Source organism: Cetobacterium sp. ZOR0034 (assembly GCF_000799075.1).
In the GTDB taxonomy this organism is placed as follows: domain Bacteria; phylum Fusobacteriota; class Fusobacteriia; order Fusobacteriales; family Fusobacteriaceae; genus Cetobacterium_A.
This window is the reverse complement of the sequence record NZ_JTLI01000067.1, coordinates 1-12,280: the sequence shown is the minus strand read 5'-3', so window position 1 is coordinate 12,280 and position 12,280 is coordinate 1. Positions and strand designations below refer to the sequence as shown.

Annotated in this window: 13 protein-coding genes; 11 read left to right on the top strand and 2 right to left on the bottom strand. The window is 31.5% G+C overall.

Translation table 11 applies throughout. The annotated features are described in order from the left end of the window. From coaD to L992_RS11135, 10 genes are all read left to right on the top strand, one after another. Positions 1 to 483, top strand: a complete 483-nt coding sequence (gene coaD, locus L992_RS11180) for a pantetheine-phosphate adenylyltransferase (protein WP_047383999.1) — start codon at positions 1 to 3, stop codon at positions 481 to 483. Between the two features lie 7 nt (positions 484 to 490). Further along, positions 491 to 1,876 carry a DNA repair protein RadA gene (radA, locus tag L992_RS11175; RefSeq protein ID WP_047384001.1) on the top strand — a complete coding sequence of 462 codons (1,386 nt, stop codon included), beginning with the start codon at positions 491 to 493 and terminating at the stop codon, positions 1,874 to 1,876. Beyond that, positions 1,869 to 2,930, top strand: coding sequence for a DNA integrity scanning diadenylate cyclase DisA (gene disA, locus L992_RS11170; RefSeq protein ID WP_047384002.1), 1,062 nt, complete (start codon positions 1,869 to 1,871; stop codon positions 2,928 to 2,930). The genes radA and disA overlap by 8 nt, the downstream gene beginning before the upstream one ends. A 98-nt stretch (positions 2,931 to 3,028) precedes the next feature. After that, complete coding sequence (locus L992_RS11165) at positions 3,029 to 3,316, top strand: metal-sensitive transcriptional regulator (RefSeq protein ID WP_052191809.1); 288 nt, start codon at positions 3,029 to 3,031, stop codon at positions 3,314 to 3,316. Between the two features lie 76 nt (positions 3,317 to 3,392). After that, on the top strand, positions 3,393 to 4,358 hold the full coding sequence (locus L992_RS11160) for a BMP family protein (protein ID WP_047384003.1): 966 nt from the start codon (positions 3,393 to 3,395) through the stop codon (positions 4,356 to 4,358). A 61-nt stretch (positions 4,359 to 4,419) separates the two neighbouring features. Then, entirely contained in the window at positions 4,420 to 5,601 is a 1,182-nt protein-coding gene (locus L992_RS11155; protein WP_047396321.1) for a phosphopentomutase, read from the top strand. 24 nt (positions 5,602 to 5,625) lie between these two features. Further along, a complete protein-coding gene (deoD, locus tag L992_RS11150; protein ID WP_047396319.1) occupies positions 5,626 to 6,330 on the top strand; it encodes a purine-nucleoside phosphorylase in 705 nt (234 codons plus the stop codon). Between the two features lie 7 nt (positions 6,331 to 6,337). Further along, positions 6,338 to 6,739 (top strand): cytidine deaminase, encoded by a 402-nt coding sequence (gene cdd, locus L992_RS11145; protein WP_047396340.1) that lies wholly within the window; start codon positions 6,338 to 6,340, stop codon positions 6,737 to 6,739. A 147-nt stretch (positions 6,740 to 6,886) separates the two neighbouring features. Then, complete coding sequence (locus L992_RS11140) at positions 6,887 to 7,597, top strand: GntR family transcriptional regulator (RefSeq protein ID WP_052191810.1); 711 nt, start codon at positions 6,887 to 6,889, stop codon at positions 7,595 to 7,597. Positions 7,598 to 7,780: 183 nt separating this feature from the next. Continuing rightward, positions 7,781 to 9,199, top strand: coding sequence for an aspartate ammonia-lyase (locus tag L992_RS11135; RefSeq protein WP_047396316.1), 1,419 nt, complete (start codon positions 7,781 to 7,783; stop codon positions 9,197 to 9,199). A gap of 40 nt (positions 9,200 to 9,239) precedes the next feature. Here L992_RS11135 and L992_RS11130 read toward each other — a convergent pair whose 3' ends face one another. Then, a complete protein-coding gene (locus tag L992_RS11130) occupies positions 9,240 to 10,064 on the bottom strand; it encodes a mechanosensitive ion channel family protein (RefSeq protein WP_047384006.1) in 825 nt (274 codons plus the stop codon). A 41-nt stretch (positions 10,065 to 10,105) separates the two neighbouring features. Further along, a complete protein-coding gene (gene corA, locus L992_RS11125) occupies positions 10,106 to 11,155 on the bottom strand; it encodes a magnesium/cobalt transporter CorA (protein WP_052191811.1) in 1,050 nt (349 codons plus the stop codon). Between the two features lie 176 nt (positions 11,156 to 11,331). Here corA and L992_RS11120 point away from each other — a divergent pair, with 176 nt between their 5' ends. Next, a complete protein-coding gene (locus L992_RS11120) occupies positions 11,332 to 12,186 on the top strand; it encodes a hypothetical protein (protein WP_047384007.1) in 855 nt (284 codons plus the stop codon). The last annotated feature ends 94 nt before the right edge of the window (positions 12,187 to 12,280 follow it).

Sequence of the window (12,280 nt, the reverse complement as noted above, 5' to 3'; positions counted from 1 at the left end):
ATGAAGTTGGCTTTATATTCAGGAACATTTGATCCTATTACAAAAGGGCATTCTGAGATAATAAAAAGAGCAAGTAAAATGTGTGATAAATTAATTGTAGCAGTATTGAATAACAGTTCTAAAAAAACTATGTTTACTTTAGAAGAGCGTAAAGAGATGGTTCAAGAGGTATTGAAAGATATTGAGAATATAGAAGTAGTAGATCATAGTGGCCTTTTAGCAAATTATATGAAAGAGATAGGATGTAATTATATAATTAGAGGCCTTAGAGCTGTAACTGATTATGAATATGAGTTATCACTTGCCTATGGGAACTATGATATATCTGAAGGAGAGATAGAGACAATTTTTATTCCATCATCTAAGGAATATCTATATGTAAGTTCATCTATAGTTAGAGAGTTGGCTTTGTATGATGGGAAACTAGATAATTATTTAGATGAAAATGTAATTGAGAGGATAAAAAAAAGGGTTAAGGAGTAGTTCGGTTATGGCAAAGGCAAAAAGTTTTTACGTTTGTAGTGAATGTGGATATAAAACTATAAAGTGGATGGGTAAGTGTGAAGGTTGTGGAGAATGGGGCACATTTGATGAGGAGATAGAGGTATCTCCAATTGCAGCTAAAAGTATAAAATCTTCAGCTAGCTCACTTCAAAATCTTCAAGACAAAGTAGTTTCCTTTGCTAATGTTCAAATAGAAAAAAACTTTAGATATAAAACTAAGATATCTGAATTTGATAGAATATTGGGTGGAGGTCTTGTTAAAGGAGAGGTTGTTTTGATAACTGGAAATCCAGGAATTGGAAAATCAACATTATTACTTCAAACAGCTAAGGAGTATACAGAGTATGGAGATGTTCTGTATGTATCTGGAGAGGAATCACCTGCTCAGATAAAATCAAGAGGAGAGAGATTAGGTATTTATTCTGAAAATTTATATTTGATGTCAGAAACTGATATTCAGAGTATATATGAGTATGTTATTACAAAAAAACCAAAAATAGTTATTGTTGATTCTATACAAACACTGTATAATTCAGAGGTGGATTCTATTCCAGGAACTCCAACTCAAATAAGGGAATGTACTTTGAAAATAATAGAGCTTGCTAAGAAAAATGAAGTGTCATTTTTTATAGTGGGTCATATAACGAAAGATGGAAAAGTTGCAGGACCAAAACTATTGGAGCATATGGTTGATGCGGTGTTTCATTTTGAAGGAGAAGAGGGATTATTCTATAGAATTTTGAGAAGTTTGAAGAATAGATTTGGATCTACAAATGAATTAGCTGTTTTTAGTATGGAGGACACAGGTATACATGAAGTAAAAAATTCATCAGAGTTTTTCCTGAGTGAAAGAGATGAGAAAAATATAGGTAGTATGGTAGTTCCTGTATTAGAAGGAACGAAAGTATTTTTATTAGAGATTCAGACTTTGTTGACAGATTGTACAATAGGAATTCCTAAAAGAATTGTTCAAGGGTTTGACAGAAATAGAATGCAAATTTTGACGGCAATCGCAGAAAAAAGAATGGGAATGAATTTAGGAATGAAGGATCTTTTTATCAATATTCCAGGTGGACTTTCAATAAATGATCCAGCAGCAGACTTAGGTGCTTTAATATCAATAGTTTCTTTATATAGAAATGTAGCTATAAGCCAGAAAATAGCAGCTATCGGTGAATTGGGATTAAGAGGAGAGATTAGAAAAGCATTTTTCATAGATAGAAGACTAAGAGAGTTAGAGAAGTTAGGATTCAAAGGTGTATATGTGCCTGAAGCTAATAGAAAAGAGATTGAAAAAAATAGTTATAAATTAAAAATAATATATTTAAAAAATTTAGAAGAATTTTTAGAGAGGATGAGTAAAGATGAATAACCCAGAATTCTTAGAGATTCTTTCTCTGTTGGCTCCAGGGACAAAGTTAAGAGAGGGGATCTATAATGTTTTAGATGGTGAAATGGGAGCGCTTATAGTTGTTGGCTTAGATCCAGAGGTTCAAAAAATAATGGATGGTGGGTTTGAAATAAATTGTGAATATACACCTGAAAAATTGTTTGAATTATGTAAAATGGATGGAGCTATAATTTTAGACTCTGATATCACAAAGATACACTCGGCTAATGTTCATTTACAACCGAGTATGAGATTTTCAACTAATGAAAGTGGAACAAGACACAGAACAGCTCAAAGAGTTGCAAAGCAAACAGATAAGTTAGTCATAGCAGTGTCAGAAAGAAAAAAAGTTGTAACAATTTATAAAGGTGAGATGAAACACAGACTTAGAAGCACAACAGATCTTATGGGAGAAGCATCACAAGGATTAAATACTTTAGAGCGTTATCGTTTTGTATTAGATAAAGCGTTAGGGAATTTAACTATTCTTGAATTAGATGATTTAGTAACGCTTTATGAGGTTACAGTTGTTCTTCAAAGATTTGAAAAGGTAACAAGAATTTTCCAAGAGATGAATAACTATATGACAGAGTTAGGTGTAGATGGAAGACTTGTAAAATTACATCTTAATGATTTAATTCAAGATATAGAAAGTGAGAAAGAGGATTTCCTTAGAGATTATTGGAACTATTCTAATGCACCGTTTGATCTAGAGGAGATAACAGATAGACTTTCTAAGCTAACAGATGATGAATTGAAAGAACTTGAAAAGTTATCAGCAGTATTAGATTATGGAAAAACTTATTCTGCTTTAGGAAACAGAGTAACGCCAAAGGGATATAGAATTCTAGATAAAATAACTAAATTAACTAAGAGAGATATAGAGAAAATAGTTAATAATTATGGAAATTTATCTAAAGTACAAGAGGCTTCGATAGAAGAACTGTTAGAAATTAAAGGGATTAGTAAGTTTAAAATAAAAGCAATTCAAACAGGATTAAAAAGATTGAAAGTAACTGTTGAACTTGAAAAATAAAAAAATCTACTTGAAAAAAGTAGATTTTTTTTTATTTATATGATAATATGCCTTTTATAGGGGGATACCCTATAAAAGGCATATATAGGAGGAGTTTGATGTCAGAAGAGTGTCCAAATAAATTGTGTGGTGACAAGAAAAAAATGATAGCTAGAGCTAATAGAATAGAGGGGCAGATAAGAGGTATAAAAAGAATGATTGAAGAAGATAATTATTGTGATGATGTTCTTAATCAAATATCTTCAGCTAAGGCTGCTTTAGATGGAATAGCTAAGCTTATTTTAGAAGATCACCTAAGAAAATGTGTTGTATCCGGTATAAAAAATAACGATGAGAACAAAGTAATCGATGAATTAATATATACTTTAGGAAAAATGATGAAATAAATAGTAAATTTTTCTTTGAAATAGGTTAAGAATATGTTAAAATCTAGCTAGTATAAAGTTATTTAGGAGGGTATTAATGAGAAAAATAGTTACTTTTGTTATGTCTATGATGTTAGCAATCGGATTATTTGCAGCAAAGCCACTTAGAGTGGGAATCGTTCTTTCTACTGGAGGATTAGGAGACAAGTCGTTTAACGATGCGGCTTACAGAGGGTTAGAGCAAGCACAAAAAGATTTAGGAATTGAATTTAAATATGTAGAACCAGCTTCACCTGCAGAAGATGAAGAGTTCTTAAGAGAGTATGCAGAGGCTGGATATGATTTAATAATAGCTACTGGATTCCAAATGACAGAATCAGCTAGAACTGTAGCAGCAGATTATCAAGATGTAAAGTTCTTAATGATTGATGATGTAGTAGATTTACCAAATGTTAAATCGTTAGTTTTCAAAGAGGAAGAGGGATCTTTCTTAGTTGGAGTTATTGCTGGATTAATGACAAAAAATAATGCAGTTGGATTTGTTGGTGGAATGGAAAATCCTTTAATCAAAAAATTCGAAGTAGGATTTAAGCAAGGTGCAGAGTATGTAAAACCAGGAGTTAAATTCTTCTCAGTTTATACAACAGGACCAAATCCTTTCAATGACCCAGTTAGAGGAAAGGAAAATGCTATTTCTGAAATTAACCAAGGTGCAGATGTAATATACCATGCAGCTGGTGGAACAGGAATGGGAGTTATCGCAGCAGCAAAAGAAAAGGGAGTTTTCGCTATCGGTGTTGACTCAAACCAAGATGGAGTAGAACCAGGAACAGTTTTAACATCTATGTTAAAAAATGTTGATGTTGGAGTTTACGATACAGTTAAAGCTTTAACAAATGGAGAGTTCGTATCAGGATTATCTGTTTATGGAGCGAAAGAAAATGGAGTTGGAGTAACTGAATTCGAGTTTACAAAAGAGATAATCGGTGCTGAAAAACTTCAAAAGTTTGAAGAAATTAAAGCTAAATTGATGGCTGGAGAAATCAAAGTTAGCGATAAATAATAAAAGGGGGCTGATCAATTTGATCAGCCTTTTGTTACCTTATAGAAAAGGAGTGAATGAAATGGAAAAACTAGATAGAGTTACTCTAATAGTGTTAGATAGTGCAGGAATAGGTGCATTACCAGATGCTAAAGAGTTTGGAGATGAAGGAACGAATACTTTAGCTAATATAGCTCTTACAACAGGTGGATTAAATCTACCGAATATGGAAAAAATGGGATTAGGTAATATTGCTGAAATTCTAGGAGTAGATTCTGTTGAAAAACCTACAGGTGCTTTTGGAAAGGCTTCTGAACTATCAAAAGGAAAAGATACAACGACAGGGCACTGGGAAATAGCAGGAATAGTTCAAGAGAAAGCTTTTCCGACATATGCAAACGGATTCCCAAAAGAAACAATTGAAGCTTTTGAAAAAGCTACTGGAAGAAAAGTTCTGTGTAATCTTCCATACTCTGGAACAGATGTTTTAGATGTTTATGGTGAAGAGCAACTAGCAACAGGAGCTTGGATTGTTTATACATCAGCAGATCCAGTGTTTCAAATAGCAGCTAATGAAGAGTTAGTATCTTTAGATGAACTTTATGATGCTTGTAAAAAAGCTTTAGAAATTTGTAGTGAGATGTCTCCGGTAGCTAGAGTAATAGCAAGACCTTTTGTAGGAAAAAAAGCTGGAGAATTTTCGAGAACATCAAATAGACATGACTACTCGGTTGAACCTCCAAAAGAGAGTATGTTAGATAGAATAAAAAATTCAGAACTAGATGTAATTGGAATAGGAAAGACTAGTGATATATTTGCTGGTGTTGGTTTAACAAGAAGCAGAGGTACAAACAAAGATAATGTAGATGGTATTTTAAAAACGATAGATGAACTTAAAAAGGATACTAAAGGAATTATTTTTACAAACCTTGTTGATTTTGATATGAAATTTGGACATAGAAGAGACCCTAAGGGGTATAAATTGGCCTTAGAAGAATTTGATAACTACCTTCCTGAAATTATAGAAAATTTAAAAGAGAACGAGCTTTTAATACTGACGGCAGACCATGGATGTGATCCGACGTATAAGGGAAGTGATCACACGAGAGAGTATATTCCTGTTTTAGTATATGGTAAAAATATGAAACAGGGTGTAGATTTGGAAATATTGGAAGGATTCTCGACGATAGCCGCAACGATAGAGGAACTTTTATTAGGTAGAACTGACTTAGCAGGAAGTTTTGCTCAAAAAATAACAAAATAAAAAAGTAAAAAATAGGAGGATATGATGAGTGTACATATAGGAGCAAAGCAAGGAGAAATAGCAGAAACGGTATTGTTACCAGGAGATCCGTTAAGAGCAAAATGGATAGCAGAAACTTTTTTAGAAGATGTTTTTTGTTATAACGAAGTAAGAGGAATGTATGGATATACAGGAACTTATAAAGGGAAAAGAGTTTCAGTGCAAGGGACAGGAATGGGTGTTCCATCTATTTCTATATATGTAAATGAATTGATTAGAGAATATGGAGTTAAAAATCTTATTAGAGTTGGAACTGCAGGATCTTATAGAGAGGATGTAAAGATAAGAGACGTAATATTAGCGATGGCATCATCAACAACTTCAGGAATGAATAGACTTAGATTTGGTGGAGCAGACTATGCCCCAACTGCAGATTTTGGATTATTTATGAATGCAGCAAATGCAGCTGCAAAAAAGGGAATCTCTGTTAAAGGAGGGAATGTTTTAACGGCAGATGAGTTCTATGGTGATAATTTTGAATCTTACAAAAAATGGGCAGAATTTGGTGTTTTATGCGTTGAGATGGAAACAGCAGCTCTTTATACAATAGCTGCAAAATATAATGCTAAAGCGTTAACAATTTTAACAATCTCTGATTCATTAGTGACAGGAGAGGAAACAACATCTCAAGAAAGACAAACGACTTTAAAAGATATGATAGAAATAGCACTAGAAAGTATTGCGGAGTAATAATATGATGAAAACACTTGATGAAAAAATAATTTTAGAGTATGTAGATAAAGCTATTCTTGCAAGAGAAAAAGCTTATGCCCCATATTCAAATTTTAAAGTAGGTGCAATACTAGTAGATGAAAACGGAGAAGAGACATCGGGAGCTAATATAGAAAATGGATCTTATGGACTTTCTAATTGTGCTGAAAGAAGTGCTATCTTTGCTGCAGCGAGTAAAGGGATGAGAAAAATAAAGTTGATTGCTGTTGTGGCAGATACAACAGGTCCAGTGAGTCCTTGTGGTGCATGTAGACAGGTTATAAAAGAGTTTGCGAATGATGATACAATAATTATACTTGGAAACTTAAAAAGAGATTATAAGATAATGACTATGGAAGAGTTGTTACCTTATGGATTTGAATTATAATCAAAAATAGATTTTTAAAACAGAGTGTATATCACTCTGTTTTTTTATGGTAAAATATTGAGTTTGACAAAATGACTAGTATATTTTATTATAAAGATATATTATCTTGCGCGAAAATATGTGAAAAAATAAACAAGGAGGAATTGTATGTCAAGAGAAAATAGCAACTCAGCTTATGCATATAAAATTTTAAAAAGAAATATATTTGAATTGAATTTAAAACCTGGAAGTGAATTGAGCGAGAAAGTAATAGGGGAAAAGCTAGGAATGAGCAGAACACCTATAAGAGAGGCTTTAATATTATTAAAGCATGATCAACTTATAGAAAGTATTCCACAGAAAGGTACTTTTGTAACGAAGATTAGTGCTCAAAAAGTGTTAGAAGCAAAAGTTTTAAGAGTAGCCTTAGAAACAGCAGCATTTGAAAGAGTGGTTGAAAATTTAGATGATGAATTTGTGGAGGATTTAAGAACAAATATAAAAATGCAAAGAGTATATTGTGAAGGGAATCGTAATTATTTAGAGTTTCATAAGATGGATAATGATTTTCATAAAATGATATTTGAGAAAGCAGAGATACCAGGATTATGGGAGCTAGCATCAAATGGGACAGGACATTACCAAAGGGTAAGAGTTTTAAACGCTAAAAATAAAACAAGTGATATTTCGGTTGTAGAGGAGCATGAAGAGATTTTAGCTGCATTAGAAAAAAGGGATATAGATAAGTTGAGAGGGATGTTAGAGCACCATTTAGGAAGAACGCTATTAAAACTAAAAAAACTTGAGGCTGAAAATCCAGAATATTTCGAAGCTAAAGAAGAGGTTACGAAAGAAGATACGTTTATTCTATTGAAATAAAATTAATCTAAAAATAGTTCACAAAAAACACTTGACTTTTACAAAAAAAACAGTATACTTTAAAACAAGAAAGCACAAATGAACGGATAAAGAACGAAATGTTTATTTTCAAAAAGAATAAAAATGAAAATTTTATTTTAAAGTTTTGAAGTTCTGGGGAAAATAAAGGGAAGGTGAAAGATTTTGGAAAAATTTAGATTAGAGAGTGATTCGATAGGAACGTTACAAGTTCCAGTAGATGCTTATTATGGGGTTCAATCATTGAGAGGAAAAAATAATTTCCATATTACGGGGTATAGACTAGGAAATGATTTTATAAAAGCTTTAGCATATGTAAAAAAAGCTTCTGCAATTGCGAATTTAGAAGCAGGAGTTTTAGAGGAAGATGTTGTTACTGCTATAGTTAAAGCATCAGAAGAGATTATATCAGGGAAGTTCATGGATCAATTTATAACTGATGTTATTCAAGGTGGAGCAGGAACATCTATGAATATGAATATAAATGAAGTTATCGCAAATAGAGCTGGTGAAATATTAGGTGGTGAATTAGGAAAATATGATAAAGTTCATCCTAATGATCATGTAAATTATGGCCAATCAACAAATGATGTAATTCCAACAGCAGGTAAGTTAGCTTTACAAATGATGTCAGAAGAGTTATTGAAAAGCCTAGAGAGATTAAATTCAACATTGTTATTGAAAAGTACTGAATTTGACAATGTTATAAAGATGGGAAGAACACATTTGCAAGATGCAGTGCCAATAAGATTAGGGCAAGAGTTTAAAGCTTATGCACAGCCAGTTGTAAGAGATATAAAAAGAATAAAAATTGCGTTAGAAGATTTAAAAACAGTTAATATGGGAGCAACAGCTGTAGGAACTGGAATAAATGCGGATACAAAATATGTTGAAGATGTAGTTAGAATATTGTCAGATGTAACAAATGTTGATTTTGTTCAAGCAGATGATTTAGTTGATGGAACAAGAAATTTAGATAGTTTTGTATGGTTATCTTCAGCACTGAAAGTTACAGCAGTGAACTTGTCTAAGATGTGCAACGACTTAAGACTTATGGCTTCTGGTCCAAAGACTGGTTTAGCAGAGATAAACTTACCACAACAGCAACCAGGTTCGTCAATTATGCCAGGAAAAGTAAATCCAGTTATACCAGAGGTTATGAATCAAGTTTGTTTCCAAATCTTTGGAAATGATCAAACAGTAACTAAAGCAGCAGAAGCTGGACAATTGGAATTGAATGTATTTGAACCAGTATTGTTCTTTAATTTATTCCAATCAATTGAGATATTAAAAAATGGAGTGAATACTCTAATTGATAACTGCTTAGTTGGAATAACTGCAAATAAAGAAAGATGTCAACAATTAGTTGATATGAGTGTTGGAACGATAACAGCATTAAATCCACATATAGGATATAAAAATGCAGCTGATATAGCTAAAACATCTATAAAAACAGGTATTTCTGTGGTAGACCTAATATTAGAAAGAAAGTTATTAACAAAAGAGGAATTAGATATAATTTTAAATCCGTTTGAAATGACAAAACCAGGAATTCCAGGAAAAAGTTTATTAAAAAATAGATAAAAATATATAAGAAAAGAGGCTAGATTTTAGCCTCTTTTTTCTATTTTTGGTAAACGTCAAGTTTGTTATATGGAATCTCGATTCCTTCTTGATCGAATTTCTTTTTAACAAGTTCTTGTAAATCGAAAAATACATCCCAATAGTGCTCTTTTTTAGCCCAAACTCTCATTGTAAAATCAAGAGAACTAGAGTTATGCTTGCTTAGTCTAACAAAGATATCTTTTTCTTGAAGTATCAGTTTATGTTCTTTAGCTATTTGAGTAAGAATCTCTTTTACTTTATCGATTGATGTGTCATAAGAAACAGAGAATACAGAATCTACTCTTCTTTCATTGTTAGCTCCAGCATTTATAATAACCTCTCCTGAAAGTTTACCGTTAGGAACAACAACAAATTTATTGTCCACAGTATGTAAAACAGTATAAAGGAAAGTGATTCTTTGAACGATACCTTCAACGCCACAAGTTACAATATAGTCTCCTTTAGTAAAGTATCTAGAGGCAAGTATTTGCATTCCACCAGCAAGATCAGATAAACTTCCTTTAAGAGCAAGTCCGATACCGATACCGATAGATCCAAGAAGAGCAATAATTGATGTCATTTCAATACCTAGAATTTGAATAACATTTAACCCGTAGAAAATAATTATTATGATATTTAAGAATGACTCTAAAAAATGAATAAGAAGTTCATCTAATTTTTTTAGAGCTAAAAATTTGTTGAAGGCCTTCATTAAGAAGCCTTTAACTGGTTTGTAAGTAGTCCATAAGATGGCTAGAAAGATTACTTTTTTAATGAAAATAGGAGCTGACTTAGCTATTGCAGCTGTAAATTCATTAATAAAAGTTGCTAATGTTTGTTCCATTTGGAAAAACCTCCTTAAAATAAATGTTATAAATTAATTTTTTACCACCATTTTTTCTTTTTGAAGAAAACAGCGGTTCCTAAAATTATAAGACCCATAATACTTAAAAGTGTGAAGTAACCATATTTCCATCCTAATTCAGGGATGTATTCGAAGTTCATTCCGTAAAGTCCTGCCAAGAATCCAAGAGGGATGAATATTGTTGAAATCATAGTTAAAACTTTCATAATTTCATTCATTCCAGTACTGATTGTAGAATGATAAAGTTGTAAAAGTTCATTTCCACGATTAAAAAGAGCATCGTTAGATTCGTTTGCTATAACGATATGATCTTGTAAGTCTCTTAAATAGATATCTGTATCCTCACCTAGATATTCTTGAATGTCAGAATCCTTAAATTTTGCTGAAACCTCTTTTAGTGGGGCTAAAGCTCTTCTGAACTTTAGAAGTTCTTTTTTTAATTCTAAAATATCGTCAAAATCTTTTTTCTTAGGATCGGTAGTAACCTTACTTTCTAAGTCGTCAATTCTCTCTTCTAAATCTTCGATGATTAAAAAATAGTTATCTACTATTCTATCAATTAAAGAGTAAGTTAAATATCCTTCTTTTTTGTTTCTTAATCTTCCGCTTCCTTTTTCTATTCTTCCTCTAATGTTGTCAAAAACATCAAATGGATTTTCTTGGAAAGTAATTAGCAAGTTTGAGAATAATATAAATGAAACTTGCTCATACTCATATTTGTGTTTGTCGTTAGCTGGAGAAATCATTTTTAGAGTGATAAAGATATATTCATCTCTAATTTCTAATTTTGGTCTTTGAGAACTATTAAGTAAATCTTCTAAAATTAAAGAATCAACATTGAACGCTTCTCCAATTTTTTTAATAAGATCAGTATTGTGGATACCACCAATATTTAGCCAGTTAACATGAGATGGGTGAAGCTCAACTAAAAGATTATCTTTAAAAATAAAAGTATTTTTTTTAAAAGATTCGTGGTTGTAAGTATAATGAGTTATGGGAATCTCAGTTGTAATATGACGATCGCCAGTATACAAAAGAGTTCCGGGTTGTAGTCCTATTTTTTTGTTCAAAGTGATGCCTCCTGTACCTATACTATAATAATATATTATAGTAGATATATTACTATAAGTAAAAGATAAAAACAACACATAATTAGAAGTTAATTTGAATAATTATAAAAATTGTAAAAAAAACGGAATTTATGTTAGAATAAAATTAATATATTTAATAATTTTAAGGAGATGTTATGAACTATTTTTTATTTTTAAATCATCCAAAAGGTGAGCAGGTTTATAAGGTTAGTGAAGAAAGAGAGGAGATGTTAAGAGAACATTTTAAAAGAGTAGATGTGCTGAAAACAGATGTTGTGGTAAGAGGGGAGCGTTACCAAGCCTTTGTTGATTACAGTTCTTTTTCGAATTTGGCCAATTTTGATTGTTTTAAATGTCAAGATCCATGTTGTGCAGATAATCCAACTATCTATGAGAATACAACGAGAGAATTTATTTTAGACAACATTCAAAAATATAATGAGAAAACTAAAAATATTGATATTTTATTAGAAAATGATTTTAAAATTGAAGAGATAATAGAAAGCATAAAAAAAGATGATTGTCTTGTTCCTGATGAGTTAGTTGAAAATGAAGTGTCATTATGTACGTGCTCTTTTAAACCTTCAAATGAATCGGTATTATGCTCTTTACATTCTATATGTTTAGAAAATAATTTAGGAGCAAAAGAGATTGTAGAAAAAAAACCTTTGGTTTGTAGTTTGTGGCCTATAGATATAATTTCAGAAGAGGATAAGTCCGTATTGTATATAACAGTACCTGATGATTTCACAACTGGATTTACAATAGAAGATTACTATGATACGCCATGCATAAACAAAGAGTTGTCAATGAGCTCTTCATTTAGAAGAAAAAATCCTGAAGGATTTTTAGAAGAGGAATATGTTCCTCTGATAATGGCATATGGTGAAACTTTAAAATACAGTTTAGGTGAAAAATTTTACTTAGATGTTTTAAAAAAATTAGTGGAAGAAAACCTTGTATATGCTGAGGAGTTAAGTATAAAAGAAAAACAAATTTTAAAAAAATAAAAAAAGTTGTTGACCTATTTTAAAATTTATGGTACTATAATTTTTGTCAGCGGGAAACACCGCCGACAAGAATTATGGAAAAGGACATTAACAA

Bases quoted from the DNA above. Each gene is read 5' to 3' on its own strand.
- coaD (WP_047383999.1), top strand. From the start codon at position 1: ATGAAGTTGGCTTTATATTCAGGAACATTTGATCCTATTACAAAAGGG.
- radA (WP_047384001.1), top strand. From the start codon at position 491: ATGGCAAAGGCAAAAAGTTTTTACGTTTGTAGTGAATGTGGATATAAA.
- disA (WP_047384002.1), top strand. From the start codon at position 1,869: ATGAATAACCCAGAATTCTTAGAGATTCTTTCTCTGTTGGCTCCAGGG.
- L992_RS11165 (WP_052191809.1), top strand. From the start codon at position 3,029: ATGTCAGAAGAGTGTCCAAATAAATTGTGTGGTGACAAGAAAAAAATG.
- L992_RS11160 (WP_047384003.1), top strand. From the start codon at position 3,393: ATGAGAAAAATAGTTACTTTTGTTATGTCTATGATGTTAGCAATCGGA.
- L992_RS11155 (WP_047396321.1), top strand. From the start codon at position 4,420: ATGGAAAAACTAGATAGAGTTACTCTAATAGTGTTAGATAGTGCAGGA.
- deoD (WP_047396319.1), top strand. From the start codon at position 5,626: ATGAGTGTACATATAGGAGCAAAGCAAGGAGAAATAGCAGAAACGGTA.
- cdd (WP_047396340.1), top strand. From the start codon at position 6,338: ATGAAAACACTTGATGAAAAAATAATTTTAGAGTATGTAGATAAAGCT.
- L992_RS11140 (WP_052191810.1), top strand. From the start codon at position 6,887: ATGTCAAGAGAAAATAGCAACTCAGCTTATGCATATAAAATTTTAAAA.
- L992_RS11130 (WP_047384006.1), bottom strand. From the start codon at position 10,064: ATGGAACAAACATTAGCAACTTTTATTAATGAATTTACAGCTGCAATA.
- L992_RS11120 (WP_047384007.1), top strand. From the start codon at position 11,332: ATGAACTATTTTTTATTTTTAAATCATCCAAAAGGTGAGCAGGTTTAT.